The organism is Arthrobacter sp. SPT-J7 (assembly GCF_059089965.1).
Genome location: NZ_JBNHFF010000007.1, coordinates 156,113 through 175,431, shown reverse-complemented (window position 1 = coordinate 175,431; position 19,319 = coordinate 156,113). Strand labels below are relative to the sequence as shown.

General features: G+C 65.5%; 20 protein-coding genes. 6 read left to right on the top strand and 14 right to left on the bottom strand.

Annotated elements, in window-relative coordinates:
• Positions 1-30: 30 nt before the first annotated feature.
• From AC5RWX_RS13380 to AC5RWX_RS13365, 4 genes are all read right to left on the bottom strand, one after another.
• Positions 31-696: a lysophospholipid acyltransferase family protein gene (locus AC5RWX_RS13380; RefSeq protein WP_493938933.1), complete on the bottom strand. Its 666-nt coding sequence runs from the start codon at positions 694-696 to the stop codon at positions 31-33.
• Entirely contained in the window at positions 693-1,394 is a 702-nt protein-coding gene (locus AC5RWX_RS13375) for an HAD hydrolase-like protein (RefSeq protein ID WP_493939106.1), read from the bottom strand. The genes AC5RWX_RS13380 and AC5RWX_RS13375 overlap by 4 nt, the downstream gene beginning before the upstream one ends.
• An 83-nt stretch (positions 1,395-1,477) precedes the next feature.
• A complete protein-coding gene (gene uvrA / locus AC5RWX_RS13370) occupies positions 1,478-4,324 on the bottom strand; it encodes an excinuclease ABC subunit UvrA (RefSeq protein WP_493939105.1) in 2,847 nt (948 codons plus the stop codon).
• A 288-nt stretch (positions 4,325-4,612) separates the two neighbouring features.
• Positions 4,613-4,996: a GntR family transcriptional regulator gene (locus AC5RWX_RS13365; RefSeq protein ID WP_493938932.1), complete on the bottom strand. Its 384-nt coding sequence runs from the start codon at positions 4,994-4,996 to the stop codon at positions 4,613-4,615.
• A 99-nt stretch (positions 4,997-5,095) separates the two neighbouring features.
• On the opposite strand from AC5RWX_RS13365, the gene AC5RWX_RS13360 reads away from it, so the two are divergent.
• On the top strand, positions 5,096-5,740 hold the full coding sequence (locus AC5RWX_RS13360) for an MBL fold metallo-hydrolase (RefSeq protein ID WP_493938931.1): 645 nt from the start codon (positions 5,096-5,098) through the stop codon (positions 5,738-5,740).
• A 91-nt stretch (positions 5,741-5,831) separates the two neighbouring features.
• Here the strand turns inward: AC5RWX_RS13360 and AC5RWX_RS13355 are convergent, their stop codons facing one another.
• The 7 genes from AC5RWX_RS13355 to AC5RWX_RS13325 all read right to left on the bottom strand — a co-directional run bounded on the left by AC5RWX_RS13355 (position 5,832) and on the right by AC5RWX_RS13325 (position 9,968).
• Positions 5,832-6,761 (bottom strand): DNA topoisomerase IB, encoded by a 930-nt coding sequence (locus tag AC5RWX_RS13355; RefSeq protein ID WP_493939104.1) that lies wholly within the window; start codon positions 6,759-6,761, stop codon positions 5,832-5,834.
• 32 nt (positions 6,762-6,793) lie between these two features.
• Positions 6,794-7,237 (bottom strand): hypothetical protein, encoded by a 444-nt coding sequence (locus AC5RWX_RS13350; RefSeq protein ID WP_493938930.1) that lies wholly within the window; start codon positions 7,235-7,237, stop codon positions 6,794-6,796.
• 227 nt (positions 7,238-7,464) lie between these two features.
• Positions 7,465-7,755: a hypothetical protein gene (locus tag AC5RWX_RS13345; RefSeq protein ID WP_493938929.1), complete on the bottom strand. Its 291-nt coding sequence runs from the start codon at positions 7,753-7,755 to the stop codon at positions 7,465-7,467.
• 233 nt (positions 7,756-7,988) lie between these two features.
• Positions 7,989-8,195 (bottom strand): hypothetical protein, encoded by a 207-nt coding sequence (locus AC5RWX_RS13340; protein ID WP_493938928.1) that lies wholly within the window; start codon positions 8,193-8,195, stop codon positions 7,989-7,991.
• 14 nt (positions 8,196-8,209) lie between these two features.
• Positions 8,210-8,623, bottom strand: coding sequence for a CBS domain-containing protein (locus AC5RWX_RS13335; protein WP_493938927.1), 414 nt, complete (start codon positions 8,621-8,623; stop codon positions 8,210-8,212).
• 293 nt (positions 8,624-8,916) lie between these two features.
• On the bottom strand, positions 8,917-9,135 hold the full coding sequence (locus tag AC5RWX_RS13330) for a CsbD family protein (RefSeq protein WP_493938926.1): 219 nt from the start codon (positions 9,133-9,135) through the stop codon (positions 8,917-8,919).
• Positions 9,136-9,257: 122 nt separating this feature from the next.
• Positions 9,258-9,968 (bottom strand): PIG-L deacetylase family protein, encoded by a 711-nt coding sequence (locus tag AC5RWX_RS13325; RefSeq protein ID WP_493938925.1) that lies wholly within the window; start codon positions 9,966-9,968, stop codon positions 9,258-9,260.
• Between the two features lie 202 nt (positions 9,969-10,170).
• Between AC5RWX_RS13325 and AC5RWX_RS13320 the strand changes: the two genes are divergently transcribed.
• Positions 10,171-11,067 carry a glucose 1-dehydrogenase gene (locus AC5RWX_RS13320; RefSeq protein WP_493938924.1) on the top strand — a complete coding sequence of 299 codons (897 nt, stop codon included), beginning with the start codon at positions 10,171-10,173 and terminating at the stop codon, positions 11,065-11,067.
• Positions 11,068-11,156: 89 nt separating this feature from the next.
• On the opposite strand, the gene AC5RWX_RS13315 is transcribed toward AC5RWX_RS13320, so the two are convergent.
• On the bottom strand, positions 11,157-11,933 hold the full coding sequence (locus AC5RWX_RS13315) for a trans-aconitate 2-methyltransferase (RefSeq protein ID WP_493938923.1): 777 nt from the start codon (positions 11,931-11,933) through the stop codon (positions 11,157-11,159).
• Positions 11,934-12,014: 81 nt separating this feature from the next.
• Between AC5RWX_RS13315 and AC5RWX_RS13310 the strand changes: the two genes are divergently transcribed.
• Together AC5RWX_RS13310 and AC5RWX_RS13305 are read left to right on the top strand one after the other, a co-directional pair.
• On the top strand, positions 12,015-14,567 hold the full coding sequence (locus AC5RWX_RS13310) for a DEAD/DEAH box helicase (RefSeq protein ID WP_493938922.1): 2,553 nt from the start codon (positions 12,015-12,017) through the stop codon (positions 14,565-14,567).
• 205 nt (positions 14,568-14,772) lie between these two features.
• A complete protein-coding gene (locus AC5RWX_RS13305; protein WP_493943046.1) occupies positions 14,773-15,951 on the top strand; it encodes a zinc-dependent alcohol dehydrogenase in 1,179 nt (392 codons plus the stop codon).
• Positions 15,952-15,969: 18 nt separating this feature from the next.
• On the opposite strand, the gene AC5RWX_RS13300 is transcribed toward AC5RWX_RS13305, so the two are convergent.
• Both AC5RWX_RS13300 and AC5RWX_RS13295 read right to left on the bottom strand, forming a co-directional pair.
• Positions 15,970-16,998 carry an AAA family ATPase gene (locus tag AC5RWX_RS13300; RefSeq protein ID WP_493939685.1) on the bottom strand — a complete coding sequence of 343 codons (1,029 nt, stop codon included), beginning with the start codon at positions 16,996-16,998 and terminating at the stop codon, positions 15,970-15,972.
• The gene (locus tag AC5RWX_RS13295; RefSeq protein WP_493939684.1) at positions 16,950-17,465 is read right to left on the bottom strand and encodes a hypothetical protein; all 516 of its coding nucleotides are present in this window, start codon (positions 17,463-17,465) and stop codon (positions 16,950-16,952) included. Before AC5RWX_RS13295 ends, AC5RWX_RS13300 begins: the two co-directional genes overlap by 49 nt.
• Before the next feature lie 48 nt (positions 17,466-17,513).
• On the opposite strand from AC5RWX_RS13295, the gene AC5RWX_RS13290 reads away from it, so the two are divergent.
• Complete coding sequence (locus AC5RWX_RS13290; RefSeq protein ID WP_493939683.1) at positions 17,514-18,005, top strand: GNAT family N-acetyltransferase; 492 nt, start codon at positions 17,514-17,516, stop codon at positions 18,003-18,005.
• A gap of 44 nt (positions 18,006-18,049) precedes the next feature.
• On the top strand, positions 18,050-19,306 hold the full coding sequence (locus AC5RWX_RS13285; protein ID WP_493939691.1) for an alpha/beta fold hydrolase: 1,257 nt from the start codon (positions 18,050-18,052) through the stop codon (positions 19,304-19,306).
• Positions 19,307-19,319 lie beyond the last annotated feature (13 nt).

Sequence of the window (19,319 nt, the reverse complement as noted above, 5' to 3'; positions counted from 1 at the left end):
CCTTCGTCCTCTCAGGTGCCGCACGGCCGGTCAGTCCGACGGCGTCTTGTTGTAGCTGTGTGAGCGGTCCTGGCCGGTCAGGTCGGCGATCGCGTCCATGATCTGGTCCGTCGCAGAACGGCGCGCCGGGAGCGAATGCCCCGGCCCAGTCCGCTCGAAGTACAGCGGTTTGCCGATCCGGACGGTGAAGTGTTTCGGCCGGACCATCATCTTCCCGGCGGGCTGAAGCTGCTCGGTGCCGATCAGCCCAACCGGCAGTACCGGTGCTCCGGTGGTCAGGGCCAGCCATCCCACACCGGTTCGCCCGCGGTAGAGCTTGCCGTCACGGGACCGTGTTCCTTCAGGATAGATCCCAAAGGCCTCGTTGCGTTCCAGCACGTCCACCGCGCTCTGCAGTGCTGCCACGCTGGCGGCCTGCTCGCCCCGTTCCACCGGAATTGAGCCGACGCTGCTGAAGAACCAGCGCATGGCGGCCCCTTTGGGCCCCCGCGTGGTGAAGTACTCGGCCTTGGCGAAGAACGCGACTTTCCGCGGCATCATGGCCTGGATGATGATGCTGTCCAAAAAGGACAGGTGGTTCGGCGCGACAATGACCGGGCCGGCGTCGGGAAAGTTGTCGATGCCTTCGATGGTCGGCCGGCAACTGCCCCGCAGGGCGGCGCGGAACGACGCACGGGTCACTTCAAAGGTCTTCATGCGGCCGGCCCCGGTGCCCCGGCAGTCGCCGGCTGCGCAACAGCCAGCCGTCCGATGACGGCTTCGAGTTCCGGCATGGAATGCACGACAGCGGACGCACCGGCGGCTTCCAGCTCGCCGTCGGCGGCAAATCCCCAGCTCACGCCGATGCCCGGGATGCCCAGATGGCGCGCGGCAACCATGTCGTAGAGTCGGTCGCCGACCATCAGCACCGGGCCGAACCCGTCCGCAGCGTCCAGCGCCGCCTGCAGGATGGGCACCTTGCCCAGGTTCGGGGCGTTCGGGGCCGGATCGTCGCCGTCGGCTCCGTGGATGCCCTCGAAGAAGGTATCCAGGCCCTTGAGACGGAGAAGTTCGCGGGCCAAGCCGGTCGGCTTCTGCGTGGCAACTGCCAGCTTCATGCCGGCTGCCAGGAGCCGCTCCAGCAGTGCGGCGATACCCGGGTACGGGCGGCTTGCGGCCATCCCGTGCTGACGGTAGCCCGCGCGGTACAGGGCGATCACTTCGCCGAGCCGCTGCTCCGGGACGCCGGCGCCGCGCAGCGAGTCGCCGAGCGGCGGCCCCACCAAGGTCGCCAGCGTCTCCTCCGGGGGAACCGGCAGCCCCGCAGCCTGCAAGGCACCGGCAAGCCCACTGGTGATGGCGCCCGCGGGGTCAACAAGGGTTCCGTCAAGGTCGAACAAGACCAGCGCAGGCATTTGAGTCACCCGGGCATTTTCCCATAGATCCGCGGATCGGCCGGGACCCATTCCCGCGGCGGAATATGTCATCCCGTCGCGGCTCACTGGCGAACGAGTGCCTCCGCGAGGAACCGGCCGGTGTGGCTTCCCTCGGCTGCCGCAACCTGCTCGGGCGTACCACTGGCAATGATCTGTCCGCCGCCGGAACCGCCTTCGGGACCCATGTCCACGACCCAGTCGGCACTCTTGATCACGTCGAGGTTGTGTTCGATGGTGATCACCGTGTTGCCTTTGTCCACCAAGCCCTGCAGCACCTGCAGCAGCTTGCGGATGTCTTCAAAATGCAGGCCGGTGGTCGGTTCGTCCAGCACGTAGACACTGCGACCGTTCGAGCGCCGCTGCAGTTCGCTGGCCAGCTTGACCCGCTGCGCCTCGCCGCCGGACAGCGTGGTGGCGGGCTGGCCGAGCCGGACATAGCCCAGTCCGACGTCGACCAAGGTCCGCAGGTGCCGGGCAATCGGGGTGAACGCGGCAAAGAAGTCCGCCGCCTCCTCGATGGGCATGTCCAGGACCTCGGCAATGGTCTTGCCCTTGTAGTGGACTTCCAGTGTCTCCCGGTTGTAGCGCGCGCCGTGGCAGACCTCGCACGGGACGTAGACGTCCGGCAGGAAGTTCATTTCGATCTTCAGCGTGCCGTCGCCCGAGCACGCTTCGCAGCGCCCGCCCTTCACGTTGAACGAGAACCTGCCGGGCAGGTAGCCGCGAAGCTTGGCCTCGTTGGTCTCGGCGAACAGCTTGCGGATGTTGTCGAAGACACCGGTGTAGGTGGCCGGATTGGACCGGGGGGTGCGTCCGATCGGGCTCTGGTCCACGTGGATCACCTTGTCCAGCTGGTCCACCCCTTCCACCCGAGTGTGCCGGCCGGCCACATGCTTGGCCCCGTTGAGCTTGTTGGCCAGCACCTTGTAGAGGATGTCGTTGACCAAGGTCGACTTGCCGGAGCCGCTGACACCGGTGACCGCGGTGAAAACGCCCAGCGGGAACTGCGCATCGATGCCGCGGAGGTTGTTCTCGCGCGCACCGACCACCTTCAGCTGGCGCTTCTTGTCCACCTTGCGGCGCTTGGCCGGAAGCTCAATCCGGCGGCGGCCGGACAAGTAGTCGCCGGTGATGGAACGCGTGTTGTCCAGCAGCTCCTGCAGGGAGCCGGAGTGGACCACTTCGCCGCCGTGCTCACCGGCGCCCGGTCCGATATCGACGATCCAGTCGGCCTCGGCGATCGTGTCCTCGTCGTGCTCAACCACAATCAGGGTGTTGCCCAGATCGCGCAGTCGGGTCAGGGTCTCGATCAGCCGGCGGTTGTCCCGCTGATGCAAACCGATCGAGGGCTCATCCAATACGTAGAGCACGCCGACCAGGCCGGAGCCGATTTGCGTCGCCAGCCTGATCCGCTGGGCCTCGCCGCCGGACAACGTGCCGGCCGCCCGCTCCAAATTCAGATACTCCAGGCCCACATCCAGCAGGAAGCGTAGCCGCGCCTGGATCTCGATGAGCACCTGGTGGCCAATCTGGGCTTCGCGGGCAGTCAGATCCAGGGTGTCCAGGAACGCGCTGGCCTCGCGCAGCGGCAGGGCGGAGATGTCCGCAATGGACTTGCCGTTAATCAGCACGGACAGCGAGGCGGGGTTCAGCCGTGCGCCGTTGCACTCCGGGCAGGGCACTTCCCGCATGTACTCCTTGTAGCGGTCCCGGGCCATTTCGGACTCGGTTTCCTCATGCTTGCGCTGGATGTACTGGAAGGCGCCTTCGAAACCGGTGGAGTACTTACGCTCCCGTCCGAAGCGGTTGCGGTATTGCACCACCACTTTGAAGTCTTTGCCGAGCAGCACGGCGTCGCGGACTTTTTTCGGCAGGTTCTTCCACGGCTCATCCATGGAGAATCCGAGCTCATGGGAGAGACCCTCGAGCAGCCGGGTCCAATACTCCTGGGTGGCCTTGCCGAGCGACCACGGGGCGATGGCGCCGTCGGCCAGACTGCGGTCCGGATCCGGGACCACCAAGTCCACGTCGACTTCGAGCTTGCTGCCAATACCGGTGCAGGCGGGGCAGGCGCCGAAAGGATTGTTGAACGAGAACGAGCGGGGCTCGATTTCGTCGATGGCCAATGGGTGCTCGTTCGGGCACGCCAGATGTTCGGAAAAGGCACGCGTCCGGCCCGGGTCGTCCTCGTCGAGGTCCACGAAGTCGGCCAGCACTCGGCCCTCGGCCAACGCCAGGGCCGTCTCCACCGAATCCGTCAGGCGCTGATGGATACCTTCTTTGGCCACCAGCCGGTCCACCACCACCTCAATGGTGTGTTTGTACTGCTTGCCCAGCTTCGGCGGTTCGGACAGCTGAATCTGCTTGCCGTCCACCTTGGCCCGGGAAAATCCCTTGGCGCTCAGTTCCTTGAAGAGGTCCACGAACTCGCCCTTGCGGCCACGCACCACCGGCGCCAGGACCTGAAAGCGGGTACCCTCGGGCAGCTCCTGCAGCTGGTCCACAATCTGCTGCGGGGTCTGCTTCTCCACAGGTTCCCCGCACTGCGGGCAGAAGGGGCGACCCACCCGGGCCCACAGCAGGCGCAAGTAGTCATAGATCTCCGTGATGGTTCCCACGGTGGAGCGCGGGTTGCGGCTGGTGGATTTCTGGTCGATGGACACCGCAGGCGACAAGCCCTCGATGAAATCGACATCGGGCTTGTCCACCTGGCCCAGGAACATCCGCGCGTAGGAAGACAGCGATTCCACGTACCGGCGCTGGCCCTCGGCGAAGATCGTGTCGAAAGCCAGCGAAGACTTCCCGGAGCCGGACAGCCCGGTGAAAACGATCATGGAGTCGCGGGGCAGATCGACGCTGACGTTCTGCAGGTTATGCTCGCGGGCGCCCTTGACGACCAAGCGTGACATATCCGCGGGGCGGGAAACGGGGGTGGCAGAGTCGGAATCGGTCGCCGGGACGGACGTTTCACTTGCTTTTAGCACGGTATCCACTCTAATCGAAAGCCCGTTCGAACTTGTATTGCATTGGTCACGGCCAACGGTTGCCGCGGACAACTACCGTCCGGGATGGAGAGTCGCCTGGAGCAGCCGCCAAGCACGACGGCGGAGCTCGGCAAAGTTCTTGGGCCGGCTGCATCGAGCCCCGGCTCTCCAGCTTCGCTCCGCCTGCGTGGTATAGCGCTACTTCATGTACCGCTACTTGATGCCGTGGCGTTCCATGGCGGCCTTGGCGGCGGCGAGGGCTTCTCTGGTGCCAATCCCCTGGCCGTGAACCGCCAGGGCGAAGGCTTCAGCAGCGTCGCCCAGTTGCTGCCGGGCCTTGCCTGCTCCGGCGCTGACCACCGTACCCGCACGGCCGTGCGTCTCCACCCGGCCGGCGGTTTCCAGTTCCCGGTAGGCGCGGGCCACCGTATTCGGCACCACACCCAAATGATCGGCCAGCCGCCGGACGGGCGGCAGCTTGGTCCCCACCGGCAGCTCCCCGGCGTCGGCCGCTTCAATGATCCGCAGCCTGAGCTGCTCGAACAGCGGCACGGCGCTGTCGCGGTTCATCCGCCAGTCAAAACCACTCGCTTCCATCGCCGGTGCCCGCTCCTCGTCGTGTCCACAGCCTGTCCACTGCTACAACCAGAATGACATCCGGAGCCGTCCGGGTCGACTGTCGGTAGGCTGGAACACATGTTGCTTCATGAAGATCCTGCAGTCACTATCCGCGGCATTTCGGTCTCCGAAATGGACAACAACGTTTATCTGCTGACCGCCAAAGAATCCGGCACGCAGGTACTGATCGATGCTGCCGACGACTTTCCGGCCATTCAGCAGCTCTTGCGTGACGGGGCCGCAGATGCGGCTGGGACCGCTAAGGTCGCGTTGATCATCACCACGCACAGCCACTGGGACCATGTCCGCGCCTTGCGGGACACGGTAGCCGCTACCGGGGCGCAGACGGCCGCGGGCGCGGAGGATATTCCTGCGATTGACGTGCCCATTGATGTTTCCCTCGAGCATCAGGACATCGGCCGGTTCGACGGATTCTCGCTGGAAACCATCAAGCTGCGAGGACACACCCCGGGCTCGGTGGCACTGCTTTACCGCGCTCCGGACGGTCCCGCACATGTTTTTACCGGCGACTCGCTGTTTCCCGGCGGGGTAGGCAATACGCAGAAGGATCCGGAGCGTTTTGCTTCGCTTTTCAATGACGTCCGGGATCGGTTGTTCGGCTACCTGCCCGACGACACCGTCATCCATCCCGGCCATGGCAAGGGAACAACGCTGGGAGCGGAGCGGCCTCATCTGGATGAGTGGAAGTCCCGCGGCTGGTAGGCTGCGTCAACAACCCCGACAGACGTGGACGTTGGGGGGAATCCCGCCTGCCGGGGCACTCTCATTCTAGCGCCGCGGGCGATTTCTGTTCCTAGTTCGCAAGGAAAGTCGGCAGGCTGCGCTCGGCGGCGGAATACGTGACGGCGTCGGGAACCTGACCGTCCATGAAGCGGTCGATCAGCCGCGGATCGACATACGATGAACGGGCCACGGCGGGCGTGTTGCCAAGCCGCTCCGCTACCGCCTTGATGGCGGCCACTACTGCTTTGCGCCGGGCGGTCAAGCCGGGTTTGCCGTTGTAGCGGGCCAGTTCGACCGCAGCGGCAACGGTCCCTTGCCACGTCCGGAAATCCTTGGCGCTGAAGTCCGGCCCGCAGAGTGCGTGGATGAAATCGTTCAGTTCGGACGCCGCCAGCGACGACCAGGCGCCGCCGTTGTTGCGGTAGCCGATGGCCGGATCATCCGCATTCTTCCCTCTCGCTACGGCCAGCCAGGCGGCGAGGTCCGGATCTTTTAGTTCCACGTCCCACTGCAGTCCGCTCTTGCCCGGGAAATCCAGCCGGATGGTGTCCCCGTGCACTTGGACGTGCCGCACCAACAAGGTGGTGACTCCGTAGGACCCGTTGTCCTCGGCGTAGACCTCGGAGCCGATCCGCAAGGACGCACTGTCGAGCAAGCGGAACGCTGCGGCGCAGGCCACCTCCCGGGTCGTCTCCCCGGACCGGAGCAGCAACGTCACTCTCCGCCGTGCTGCCGTGAGGGTGCGGCCGAAGGCCAGCGCGCGGTCAAACTTCTCCCGGTCCCTGAGTTCGCGCCAACGGGCATGGTAGATGTATTGCCGCCGCCCGGCGTCGTCCGTTCCCGCCGCCTGGATGTGGCCGTTCGGCGCCGGTGAAATCCACACGTCGGCCCATGCAGGCGGGACCGCCAGCGCCTTGACCCTGCGCAGCTCGTCGCCGGAAAGCTTCGAGCCATCGGGGTGGCGATAGGAGAATCCGGTGCCGTGCCGTCGTCGGGTAATGCCGGGAGCACGGATGTTGCTCCGTCGGAGCCTCAGACGGGTACCTCCATCTTGAAGCCGCAGCGGCAGCGAAGAATCTCAACGTTCACCCGCACCGTTGGCAGCGGACCGGTCTCAGGGGAAGCAGTGTCCACAGGGTCCTGAATCGCTTGGTCGACTCGCTCCACCGGCTGCATGGGTTCCCCGCAATGCATGTAGCCGTCGGCGCCGAAATCGATCCCCACAGTCCCTGTCTCCGAAGCGGGCACCTTGAAGGTCTGGTGGCCGTAATAGCTGTCGCAGTGACTGCACCAGTAGCTAACGTCCCACCGCGGCACTGCGGGGGCGTCGGGCCCCGGCGGAAGCAGCGTAACGGCGTCGAAAACCAGGTATTCGTCGCTGTTGCAGTCGGAACACCAAGGATCCGGCAATCCGCCGCCGGATTCACCGAATTCGTGCTCGCCCGCGTGGGCGCGTGAACTGTCGTTCGCGATCATTATCGTCTGCCCCTTCGAATTAACTTCGTTATTGGTAAGGCTACTGTCTATAACTATACCGAAGCCGGGAAGATGCAGCGATGCCGGCAGGGCACGAATCAGGGGATGGCCTAGGGCCCGAGGCCAGGGGCGCTCGCAACCGGGTGCGGCAGCGAAGTGGCCGGCAGCATGTTCTGCTGCGCACAGTGCGCCCGCCACAGCGGCAAGGAGGACCCGGCGGGCCGGGACTAGGCGTCACCGCCGTAGAGTGAGTCCGGCGGCTCGCTTCCGGCTTTACCGTTGAGCCCTCGGATCCGACGCTTGCTCGCCGTTAGTGCATCCCTGCTGTCCCGCCGGTCCAATTCGACGCGCAGCTCTTCCAAGCGGAACTCGGTCTCCGGGTCCGCCGCCCCGAATTGGATACTTTCCCGCTCGAGTTGCCGGATGGCCCTGCCGTACAAGGCCAGCAGCTCGGGGTCGCCGAGGATGGCCAGCTCCACCGGAAACTCGTCAGCGGGAAGCAGGTGGCGGTGCCGCATTAGGCTATCCCCGAACCTAAAAGCGGCACTCCTGACAGACCGGCAGTTGACCCGTTCATGCGCTGCCTCCAGGTAGCCCCAAGAGCCGTTGCGGCTCCACTGCAGTGAGCTTACAAGCGCTCCTCCCCCTCCGGCAATGAGTCAGGAGGCACCATCTGTGAATCTGCGAAATTTCGTTGTGGCCCGGGATGCTCAAGCTTCCCGGGCCACAAATACCTGAAGACAGCCGGGACCTATTGGTCGTAACGTTCTTCCCTGATGGTGCCGAACGGGACGTCCTCGGACGCCATGGCTTGGACTTCATTGGGAAGGAACCTCACGAGCACGCCGCGCTCACCATCAGCGGCCGATTGCCTCAGCACAGGGAGAATGGCATCTGCCTGGCTCTCCTCCAGCCCGGCCACGTATCTGGCATACCCCTCAGGCAGTTGCTCGGCCATGGTGGACGCCCCGGTCAGTAGGAAATGAACTCGACAAGTTCACCCACGCGGTCCTCGGGATAGTTGCGGGCCACATCCGCCTGACTGAGGATTCCGACCAGATCGTGCCCGTCAATGACCGGCAGCCGCCGCACCTGATGGCTTTGCATGGTCTGAATGGCCTCTTCGATGCTGTCGTCGGCACCGATGGTCACGGGCTTGCCTTGGCCCAGTTCGCCGGCCTTCACCGAGCGAGGATCTTGGCCGTCGGCCAGGACTTTGATCACGATGTCCCGGTCGGTGACCATGCCCTTGAGCCGGTTATCCTCGCCGCAGATGGGCAGCGATCCGACATCAAGGTCTTTCATCTTTTGGGCGGCCATCTCCAGCGTCTCGTTCTCTCCGATGCATTCAACGCCACCGGTCATGATTTCCCTTGCGGTAGTCACGGACATCAGTCCCTTCAGATTATTCGAGCCGCTTCGCGTGCACCGCCCTGCAAGCAGCGATGAACGCACAGGCAGGTTTATAAGGTTACTTAGGATTACCACAGGCTGGGGCGAATTTGAAGAGTTACAGGCCGCTCCCCCGGCGGGCGGCACCAGGATTTTGCGCTGCCGTGTCCATGCGGACTGGTGCCCTGCCGGCGCTCTGGCCGCAGCGCGACCCCTGATGCCAAGCCCCGTACGCGGAAGCCTCCGCGGACCGGTGGTCCGCGGAGGCTTCCGAATCGGCAAAACGCTTAGCGCAGGCCGCCGCCTTCGGTGTCATCGGTGGTCCGGTCGGCATCCTCATGCAGATGAGCCTTGGCGTCGGCCATCTTGTCCTCTGCTGCGCCCTCGACCTGCTGGGCCTTGCCCTTCATTTCCCGCGAGCGGTCATCGGTCGCCTCGCCCACGACTTCATTGACTTTGCCCTTGACCTTGTCTTTCGCGGCCTCGAACTTGTCGCCCATACCCATCACAGCACCTCTTTCGGTTCAGGATTTCCAACAGGTAAAGCCAGATTACCTCGCTTCACGCCAAGTAGAAAGCTTGCTGACCTTTGCCCTGAGTTGCTGCCTGAAACGATCGACCACCCCGGCTACAGGCCGAACAATTCGAAGCTGATGCGGGGTTGGCCCCCGGTCACCAGCGCGAGTTGTTCGGCCGCTTGTTCTTCCACGGGTCGGTCGCTGAGCGCTTCCAGATAGCGGCGGTGCGCCAACAGCGAGCGCAGCGCGCAGTCCAACGCTTGCTGTCCGACGTCGAGGTAATGCGTGGGCCGCGTGGAGGCGACCGCCGTCCAGGAAACGGTGTGCGGCTGATGCCCTTGGTCTGCCAACTCAGGAAAGATCCATTCGTTGGCGGCATCGGCCACTGCGTTCAGGACCGACCGGCCCATGACCTGATGGTCCTGCGAGTTCCATGCTCCAGGGCCCCAGGTGTCCCGGTGGTTGAGAGTGACCACAACGTCGGGCCGGTAGGTCCTGATCTCGCGGGCCAGGTCCCGACGCAGCTGGAGCGTTTCCTCCAGCCTGCCGTCCGGATAATCCAGGAACGACACTTCCTCCACGCCCACCGCCTGGCAGGCGGCCCGCTGCTCCTGTTCGCGCAGCGGCCCTGCCTTCGACGGAGGCAGCCCGGCGATGCCGGCCTCTCCCCGGGTCGCCAAGACGTAGGCCACCTCCTTGCCCTGCCCGGACCATTCCGCGACCGCGGCCGCAATTCCGTACTCGGGATCGTCGGGATGTGCCATCAGGACCAGCGCCCGGCGCCAGTCGGCAGGGAGGGGTTGCAGCTCATCCGGTGCCATCGCGGCGCCCTTTCCTGGTGGTTTGCGGTCCTGCCGGCGAGCCCTCCGGCTCACGCGGCCGGGCTATGCGGCCGCTGCGTGACAGCGTAGGGTGGCATCACGATCAGCATACTGACCATTAGTGCCGTCCGGATCCAGCATGCCGGCCAGAGCAGCCGTTGCTGCCGGGTGCCTCCGGAGCAGGCCACGTAAGGAGCCACACATGACGACGGATCAGTACACATTCCAGAATCCTGTTGACCGCTACCCCAGCATCTCGCCGCCCAAGCAGAGCCAGCCGGAGCCCGGGCTGGACGAGGACCTGGAACCGAAAACCGACCGCGGTGAAGAGTCGTACCGCGGCACCGGCAGGCTGACCGGCCGCAAGGCCCTCATTACCGGAGCCGACTCCGGCATTGGCGCAGCCGTTGCCATCGGCTTCGCCCGGGAAGGTGCCGACGTCGCCCTCTCCTATCTGCCGGCGGAAGAATCCGACGCCCAGCACATCGCGTCCGTGATCGAGAAGGACGGCAGGAAGGCTGTGCTGCTGCCCGGCGACATTTCGGATGCCGATGCTTCCAGGGATCTGGTAGCCAAGGCGGTCGAGCAATTAGGCGGTCTGGACATCCTGGTCAACAATGCCGGGCGGCAGATCGCCGTCGAGCAGATCGAAGACATCAGCGACGAGCAATTCGAGGACACCTTCCGCACGAATATCTTCGCCATGTTCTGGATCACCAAGGCGGCGGTGCCTCACATGCAGCCCGGTTCGACGATCATCAACACCACATCGGTCCAGGCCTATAACCCGTCGCCCTTCCTGCTGGATTACGCCGCTACCAAGGCCGCCATCAACAACTTCACCAAGGGTCTGGCGCAGCAGTTGGCCAGCCGGGGCATCCGGGTCAATGCAGTGGCACCCGGACCGTTCTGGACCCCGCTGCAGGTCAGCGAAGGCCAGCCCAAGGAGAAGCTGCCAGAGTTCGGCAAGAATGTGCCGTTGGGCCGGGCAGGACAACCGACCGAACTGGCTCCGGCTTATGTCTATCTGGCCTCGCCGGAGTCAAGCTACGTTTCCGGCGAGACCCTGAACGTCAACGGCGGGACCCCCACGCCCTGAGCCAACCCACGGCTTGATCGCTGGCCGGTGCGCTGACGGCCGGCGCGCTGAAGGGTCATCGTGTGGGAGCAAACCAGCACCAGCTAGGCTCAGCCGAGCCTGCGCCCCACGGCGAAGATCCTGCGGAAGCCGAAGACGGTGCCATGTTCGGATTCGGGGTAGGCGTCGCGCAGCAGCGCGGCGTACTCGGATTCGAACGTGGCCGCTTCGGCGGCAGGCAGTGCAGCCAGGACAGGCCGCAGGCCGGTGCCACGGACCCATTCCAGTACCGGATCCGGGCCGGTCAGCACTTGCTGGTAGGTGCTTTCCCAGACGTCGGCCTCGCAGCCTTCGTCCAGCAGCAACTCCAGGTATTCCTGCGGTTCGGACACCGCGTCCGCATGCCGGAGCACTCCGTCCAACCTGCGGTGCCAGCTCGGCGATTCGGCCAGCGCCCTCATCAGCGCATGCGATGGTGCGGCAAAGTTTCCAGGCACTTGGACGGCCAGCCATGCGCCGGGCTTCATGGCGCGCAGCCACGAACGCATCAGGCCCTGGTGGCCGGGCACCCACTGGAGTGCGGCGTTGGAGACCAGCACATCCAGTCCGTCCGGCGGCGTCCAGTCACGGATATCTCCGGAGACAAACTCCACGTTGGCCGGGTTGTTCCGCTGCTGTGCTTGGCGGATCATCTCTGCTGAGGAATCCACGCCGGTGACCTTGGCAGCAGGCCACCGCTCGGCGAGCGCCGCCGTCAAACCGCCGGGGCCGCAGCCCAGATCCACCACCACGGCCGGATCAGTGGCAGCGATGCGGATGGTCAGGTCGAAGAACGGGCGGTTCCGGTAGTCGGCGTATTCCACGTACTTGTGCGGGTCCCAGTGCATGGGCAGTACGTTACGCCACGGACGACGGCCGACCGTTGCCCCGCCTGGTCCCGCTGCGCCACCGCCTAAGCTGGAGAGAACATGAATCTTCTCCAACTCCTGCCGGACGCCGGCACTGCCTCAGATCCCGACGACGTCTACACCTGGTTCACCGAGTGGGTCGAATCCCGCGGCATGTCGCTCTACCCTGCCCAGGATGAAGCCGTCATGGAACTGGTCAGCGGAAACAACGTCATCCTGGCCACTCCCACCGGGTCCGGAAAGTCGATGGTGGCCATCGCCGCCCATTTCCACGCCATGTCCACCGGGGCCGTCAGTTACTACACGGCCCCGATCAAGGCGCTGGTGTCGGAAAAGTTTTTCGCTTTATGCGACATTTTCGGGCCGGAGAACGTCGGCATGGTCACCGGCGACTCGGCGGTGAACCAAGACGCTCCGATCATCTGCTGCACTGCCGAAATCCTGGCGAACATCGCGCTGCGCGAAGGCTCCGCTGCCGAGCTTGGCACAGTGATCATGGACGAGTTCCACTACTACTCCGATCCGCAGCGCGGCTGGGCGTGGCAGGTCCCGCTGCTCGAACTGCCCCAGGCGCAGTTCCTGCTGATGTCCGCCACCCTGGGCGACGTCACCCGGTTCGAGAAGGAACTCACCGAGCTCACCGACCGGACGACGGTCACCGTCAGTTCCGCGGAGCGCCCGATTCCGCTGCACTACTACTACGTGCAGACCAGCGTGCAGGAATCGCTGGAAGAACTGCTGTCCACCAAACAGGTCCCGGTCTATGTGGTGCACTTCAGCCAACTGGAGGCCATCGAGCGCGCCCAGAACCTGATGAGCATCAACGTCTGCACCCGCGAGGAGAAGGACCGGATTGCCGAGCTGATCTCCGGCTTCCGCTTCGCGGCCGGCTTCGGCAAGACGCTCAACCGCCTGGTCCGGCACGGCATCGGCGTCCACCACGCGGGCATGCTGCCCAAGTACCGCCGGCTGGTGGAGCAATTGGCGCAAGCCGGCCTGCTGAAGGTCATCTGCGGGACGGACACCTTGGGGGTGGGCATCAACGTCCCCATCCGCACCGTGCTGCTGACCGCCTTGAGCAAGTACGACGGCGTGCGCACCCGCCTGCTCAACGCCCGCGAATTCCACCAAATCGCCGGACGCGCAGGGCGGGCCGGGTACGATACGGCGGGCACCGTCGTCGTGCAGGCCCCGGAGCACGTGGTCGAGAACACCAAGGCAATGGCCAAGGCGGTGGCGAAATTTGGCGACGACCAGAAAAAGCTGCGCCAGGTGGTGAAGAAGAAGCCGCCGACCGGCTTTGTGAGCTGGGGCGAGCCGACCTTCCAGAAGCTGGTGGAAAGCGAGCCCGAACCGCTGACCTCCAGCTTCACGATCAGCCATGCGATGCTGCTGAACGTTCTTGAGCGCCCGGGCGACCCGTTCGCCGCGGCCAAGCGGCTGCTGACCCGCAACCATGAAACGCGGGCTTCGCAGCTGAAGCTGATCAGGAAGGCACTGGGCATTTACCGGGAGCTGGTGGTCTCCGGTCTGGTGGAACGACTGGACGCCCCGGACGAGAACGGCCATCTGGTCCGGCTGAAGGTGGATTTGCAGCCGAACTTCGCACTCAACCAGCCGCTTTCTCCGTTCGCCGTGGCCAGCCTGGAACTGCTGGATTCCGAGAGCGGCAGCTACGCTCTGGACGTGGTGTCGGTCATCGAGGCCACGCTGGAGAAACCCCGCCAGATCCTGTCCGCCCAGGAGAAGAAGGCCCGTGGCGAAGCGGTGGCCGCCATGAAAGCGGACGGCATCGAGTACGACCAGCGGATGGCGATGCTGGACGAAGTCACCTATCCACGGCCGCTCGCCGAGTTGCTTGAGACCGCCTTCGAGACCTACCGGCGAGGCGCCCCGTGGCTGGGCGATTTCGAATTGGCGCCGAAGTCGATCATCCGGGACATGTACGAACGGGCAATGAATTTCGCCGAATTTGTACAGTTCTACGGGTTGGCCCGCAGCGAAGGCATTGTGCTCCGCTACCTGACCGACGGTTACAAAGCCCTGCGCCAAACCGTGCCGGCCGACGCGCTGCGCGAGGATTTGGCGGACATCATTGCGTGGCTGGGTGAACTGGTGCGCCAGGTGGACTCCAGCCTGCTGGACGAATGGGAAGAACTGGCCGCCGGCAAGGGCGCAGCCGATCTGGCCGCCGAACACGCCGCCGAGTCGGTGCTCACCAAGGAGCCGCCGAAGCTGACCGACAACATCAGGGCCTTCCGCGTCATGGTGCGGAACGAGATGTTCCGACGGGTCGAGCTTTTCGCGGACGAACAGGAAGAAGAGCTCGGTGCCCTGGATGCCGAGGCCGGCTGGGACGCCGACCGCTGGGCCGACGCGATGGATGCCTATTACGAGGAATACGACGACATCGGCACCGGGCCCGACGCACGGGGGCCCGCGCTGCTGATCATCGAGGAGCAGCCGGCAGTGTGGAAGCTGCGGCAGATCTTCGACGACCCGGCCGGCAACCGGGACTGGGGCATCAGTGCCGAGGTGGACTTGGCGGCCAGCAACGAGTCCGGCGCCGCGGCGGTCCGGATCCTCGACGTCGGGCCCGTCGGCGGAGCCTGAGCCGGGCCAAGCCGCGGACTGATTCCGCGCGGCGCGTGCCTTCACCGCCGCCGGGGTCCAGCGCCGCTCCTCCCCTTGCGGGCCCTCCGCCCCCTCCCTAGGGTAATAAGTCACTTAGCTTGTTGAGCCGGTGCTTGCCCTGACGAACCCGGCCCGACCACCACGTCATCCAACGCGAGGCACGGAAACGACGGGAGCATGAACGATGAAAGCACTGACGTGGCAGGGCAAACGGAAGCTCAGCGTGGAGGAGGTGCCGGACCCGGTTCTGCAGGAACCCACCGACGCCATCATCAGGGTCACATCCACCGCGATCTGCGGCTCCGACCTGCACCTCTATGAATTGTTCGGCCCCTTCCTGGCCCCCGGCGACGTCTTGGGCCATGAACCGATGGGCATCGTCGAGGAAACCGGAAGCGCGGTGCCGGGCCTTAAACCCGGCGACCGGGTGGTGGTTCCCTTCAATATCGCCTGCGGGCGCTGCCACATGTGCAGCCGGGGCCTGCAGTCGCAGTGCGAAACCACCCAGGTCAAGGACAAAGGCTCAGGGGCCGCACTGTTTGGCTACACGGAACTGTACGGTTCGGTCCCCGGCGGCCAGGCAGAGTTCCTGCGTGTCCCGCATGCTGACTATGGGCCGATCAAAATTGAGGACCATCAGGCGCCGGATGAGCAGTACCTGTTCCTCTCCGATATCCTGCCAACCGCCTGGCAGGCAGTTGACTACGCCCAGGTTCCGGACGGAGGCACGCTCGCGGTCTTCGGTCTAGGCCCGGTGGGCCAGTTCGCCGCCCGGATCGGCCGTCATCTGGGGCATCGCGTGATCGGTATTGATCTGGTGCCCGAGCGGCTGAAAATGGCCCGCAGGCACGGCATCGAGAGCCTGGTCTGGGGCTCGAAGATCGCCGATGATCTGCGTGACGCAACCCAAGGCCGCGGTCCCGAATCGGTGATTGACGCCGTCGGCATGGAAGCGCATGGGGCGCCGGCAGCGGCCACGGCGCAGTTCGCGGTCGGCCTGTTGCCCGACGCCGTGGCCAAGAAGTTGATGTCGACTGCAGGCCTGGACCGCCTCTCCGTCCTGCACACGGCGATCGATGTGGTTGCCCGCGGCGGCACCATCTCATTGTCGGGGGTCTACGCGGGCCAGGCCGACCCGATGCCGATGCTGACGCTCTTCGACAAACAGATCACGCTGCGGATGGGGCAGTGCAACGTCCGCCGGTGGATCGACGACCTGGTGCCGCTCGCCGCCGATTCTGCCGATCCGCTGGGGGTCGGCGACCTGGTCACACACACCGCCCCGCTCAGCGACGCCCCGGCAATGTACGAAAAGTTCCAGAAGAAAGAAGACGGCTGTATCAAGGTGGTGCTTAAGCCCTAACGGACGCGGTACAGATCTTCAGGATTCGTCCGAGTCCAACGGCAGCTCGCCGGCGTAGGCGAAGTAGCCGCTGGACCCTGCCGCTGCCGGCGGCATGCCGGCCTGCATCCCTTGCGGCGGTCCGCCCGGTCCCCCGCCGTCCCCCTCGCTGCCCAGCAGGCTGCGGGTGAGGGCTTCGTTGTCAGCCATCAGTTCGTCGACTGCTGCCAGCAAGTCCGCGTCGGCAGGCTCCCTGCCTCCGGCGGCAGCAGCCACCACCGTCCGGCGCACCAGCTCGCGGGCGAACGATGCGGTGGTACCTGCGGTTCGTTCCGCGGCCTCCGTTATGACTTCGGATCCCAAGGCAAGACGGCGGGCGTAGAGCCGGATCAAGGCCTCGCGTTGTTCGGTGTCCGGCCGCGGGATCTCCACCGCCAGATCCACCCGCCCGGGCCGCTGCGCGAGCGCGTGCTCCAGTGCTTCCACCCTGTTGGTGGTCAGCACAAAGGCAACGTCGGCGTCTTCGTCGAGTCCATCCATCGCATCCAGGACTTCGAACAGCAGTGGCTGTGGCCCGTTGCCAAAGCTGCGGTCTTCGGCAATCAGGTCACAGTCTTCCAGCACCACGATGGAAGGCTGCAGCGCGCGGGCCATCCGGGCCGCCTCCGAGATGAAGGCGAGGGAGCCGCCGGAGAGCAGGATCGCCGTCGTGCCCTCGCTGCGCGAAAGCAAATGGCGGACGGTATGGGTCTTGCCGGTTCCGGGCGGTCCGTAGAGCAGGACGCCGCGCTTGAGATGCTGGCCCAGTCTGCGCAGGTTCCCCCGCACATCGGCCATCTCCACCACGTGCCGGACGATCCGTGCCAAGACGCCGGGGGCAAGGATCACGTCGCCAGCCTCCACCCGTGGCCGCTCGTGGAAGGTCACGCCGGCACCGGTGGCGCCGAACTCCTGCATGGTGAATGAAACCACCTGCCCCTTCAGCACGCTCTGGGTGCGCATGCGTTCCCGAAAAGCGGTCAGGAACCCTGCCGCCACGTCCGGCTCCGGAGACAGGACTTCCAGCATTGCCGCGGTCTGCCCGTAGCGGGGATTTGCCGCCGAATCAGCACTGCCAGCGGGTGGCCCTGACGGCGGAACAAGCGCATGCCGAGGGCCAGTGCCTGGCGCTGCTGCGCGGGCCCGACGGCCAGGTTGGCGTAGTCCGGCTGTCCCACCGGGAAGCCTCCGTAGTGCGATGCGTGCTGCAGGATGTCACTCAGCGACATATGGTGGCGTTGATCGCCGCCGCCGATTCCGATCAGCGCGCTCTTTGGATCGTCGTCAGCGAACTCCGCCAGGATGATGTCGGCGTCCGCCAAGCGGTGCGCCGGGACCTCCTCCACGACGGTCGGCAGGTCACGGACGTCGGTTTCCAAATAGGTGCCTAGGCGGTCCAGCAGGTTGTCCCCGCGGACCGTGGATTGCTGCGCCTGTTGTGCCAGTGCCACCAGCGCAGCGAAGTCGTCAACGAATTTCCCCAACGTCGCGTCCATGGACCGACCCTACCAACGCGGCCTGCTTCCGGACGATAGGCTCTGATCATGTCGATGATCCGTCCTGCCACAGAAGCCGATGTTCCCGTCATCCTCGAACTGATCCGCGATCTGGCGGTCTATGAAAAGGAACCGGACGCGGTCAAGACCACACCGGAGCAGCTGCACGACGCGCTGTTCTCGGCGCAGCCGTCGGTGTTCGCTCACGTTGCCGAAGACGACGGCGGCGTGCAGGGTTTCGCGCTCTGGTTCCGGAATTTCTCCACCTGGGAGGGCGTCCACGGCATCTACCTGGAGGACCTCTATGTACGGCCCGAGGCCCGCGGCCGCGGCTACGGCAAGGCCCTGCTGCAGACCTTGGCCAGCCACGCGGTGGCGGCCGGCTACGCCCGGGTGGAGTGGGCGGTGCTGAACTGGAACACCCCGTCCATCGAGTTCTACCGCAGCCTGGGTGCCCGTCCGCAGGAGGAATGGTCAACGTTCCGGCTGACCGGCGGTGCCCTGGCTGCCTTCGGGGCGGCGGACCGGGTGTCTGCGTGACCGGGCAGCCGCACCGGGCGGCCGGCGCGTACCGCCTCCGCGGGATGCGGACAGCGGAACATTTCTTCACCGTTCCGCTGGATCATGCCGAACCCGGCGGCGAAACGCTGGAGGTCTTTGCCCGGGAATACTCTTCCTTGGAGCACGACGACGACGCCGCGGGCCGGCTGCCCTGGCTGCTGTTCCTGCAGGGCGGGCCCGGCGGGCGCGGCAACCGGGTGACCTCGCTGGGCGGCTGGATGAAAGAAGCGGCCAAGTCCTTCCGGATCCTGATGCTGGACCAGCGGGGCACCGGCCTCTCCACTCCAGTGAACCGGCAAACCTTGCCGCTGCGCGGTAGTGCCGCGGAGCAGGCGGATTACCTGGCGCATTTCCGCGCGGATTCCATCGTCCGGGACGCGGAACTGATCCGGCAGCAGCTCGGCAGCGGGCCGTGGAGCATCTTCGGCCAAAGCTATGGCGGTTTCTGCTCCCTGACCTACCTCTCGCTCGCTCCAGAGGGGCTGCAGGAAGTGCTGATCACCGGCGGCCTGGCACCGCTGGCGGGAGGCGCCGACCGGGTGTACCGGGCCACCTTCCCTCGGGTGGAAGCGCGTAACCGGGAGTACTTCGACCGCTACCCGCAGGACCGCGAGCGGGTCACCGCCCTCGCACGGCATCTGGACGCGGTGCCCGAATATCTGCCCACCGGTGAGCGGTTGACGGTCGGCCGTTTCCAGATGGCCGGGCAGTTCCTGGGCGGCAACACCCGGATCGATGCCCTGCACTACCTGCTGGAAGACGCCTTCGTCCAGACGCCATCCGGCCCGCGGCTTTCCGATGCCTTTGTGGATCAGCTGGCCGCACTGGTGGGCCGGGCACCCAACCCGCTGTATGCGCTGATGCACGAGTCGATCTATGCCCAAGGCGAAGCCACCGACTGGGCGGCTTGGCGGGTCCTTCAGGAGTTCCCACAGTTTGCACCCAAGGCCGCGGAGCCGCTGCTGACCGGCGAGATGGTCTACCCCTGGTACTTCGAGCAGGATCCGGCACTCATCCCGCTCCGCGAGGTCGCCGACCTACTGGCCGCCAAGTCCGACTGGCCGGCCCTCTACGACCGCGGCCGGCTGGCGGTGAACACCGTTCCGGTGGCAGCGGCCGTGTACCGCGACGATATCTACGTGGAGCGCGGCCTGTCGCTGGAGACGGCCGCCCAGGTCAACGGGCTTCAGGTCTGGGAAACCGGCGATTTCCATCATGACGGAATTGCCGACGACGGCGAAGCCATCTTCGCCCGGCTGCTCGGCATGGTCTGGGGCTAGCCGGCCGCCTGGA

Excerpts from the sequence above, each read along its gene's own strand:
- AC5RWX_RS13380 (WP_493938933.1), bottom strand. The coding sequence starts at position 696 with ATGAAGACCTTTGAAGTGACCCGTGCGTCGTTCCGCGCCGCCCTGCGG.
- AC5RWX_RS13375 (WP_493939106.1), bottom strand. The coding sequence starts at position 1,394 with ATGCCTGCGCTGGTCTTGTTCGACCTTGACGGAACCCTTGTTGACCCC.
- uvrA (WP_493939105.1), bottom strand. The coding sequence starts at position 4,324 with ATGTCACGCTTGGTCGTCAAGGGCGCCCGCGAGCATAACCTGCAGAAC.
- AC5RWX_RS13365 (WP_493938932.1), bottom strand. The coding sequence starts at position 4,996 with ATGGAAGCGAGTGGTTTTGACTGGCGGATGAACCGCGACAGCGCCGTG.
- AC5RWX_RS13360 (WP_493938931.1), top strand. The coding sequence starts at position 5,096 with ATGTTGCTTCATGAAGATCCTGCAGTCACTATCCGCGGCATTTCGGTC.
- AC5RWX_RS13350 (WP_493938930.1), bottom strand. The coding sequence starts at position 7,237 with ATGATCGCGAACGACAGTTCACGCGCCCACGCGGGCGAGCACGAATTC.
- AC5RWX_RS13345 (WP_493938929.1), bottom strand. The coding sequence starts at position 7,755 with ATGCGGCACCGCCACCTGCTTCCCGCTGACGAGTTTCCGGTGGAGCTG.
- AC5RWX_RS13340 (WP_493938928.1), bottom strand. The coding sequence starts at position 8,195 with ATGGCCGAGCAACTGCCTGAGGGGTATGCCAGATACGTGGCCGGGCTG.
- AC5RWX_RS13330 (WP_493938926.1), bottom strand. The coding sequence starts at position 9,135 with ATGGGTATGGGCGACAAGTTCGAGGCCGCGAAAGACAAGGTCAAGGGC.
- AC5RWX_RS13325 (WP_493938925.1), bottom strand. The coding sequence starts at position 9,968 with ATGGCACCGGATGAGCTGCAACCCCTCCCTGCCGACTGGCGCCGGGCG.
- AC5RWX_RS13320 (WP_493938924.1), top strand. The coding sequence starts at position 10,171 with ATGACGACGGATCAGTACACATTCCAGAATCCTGTTGACCGCTACCCC.
- AC5RWX_RS13315 (WP_493938923.1), bottom strand. The coding sequence starts at position 11,933 with ATGCACTGGGACCCGCACAAGTACGTGGAATACGCCGACTACCGGAAC.
- AC5RWX_RS13310 (WP_493938922.1), top strand. The coding sequence starts at position 12,015 with ATGAATCTTCTCCAACTCCTGCCGGACGCCGGCACTGCCTCAGATCCC.
- AC5RWX_RS13305 (WP_493943046.1), top strand. The coding sequence starts at position 14,773 with ATGAAAGCACTGACGTGGCAGGGCAAACGGAAGCTCAGCGTGGAGGAG.
- AC5RWX_RS13300 (WP_493939685.1), bottom strand. The coding sequence starts at position 16,998 with ATGCTGGAAGTCCTGTCTCCGGAGCCGGACGTGGCGGCAGGGTTCCTG.
- AC5RWX_RS13295 (WP_493939684.1), bottom strand. The coding sequence starts at position 17,465 with ATGGACGCGACGTTGGGGAAATTCGTTGACGACTTCGCTGCGCTGGTG.
- AC5RWX_RS13290 (WP_493939683.1), top strand. The coding sequence starts at position 17,514 with ATGTCGATGATCCGTCCTGCCACAGAAGCCGATGTTCCCGTCATCCTC.
- AC5RWX_RS13285 (WP_493939691.1), top strand. The coding sequence starts at position 18,050 with ATGCGGACAGCGGAACATTTCTTCACCGTTCCGCTGGATCATGCCGAA.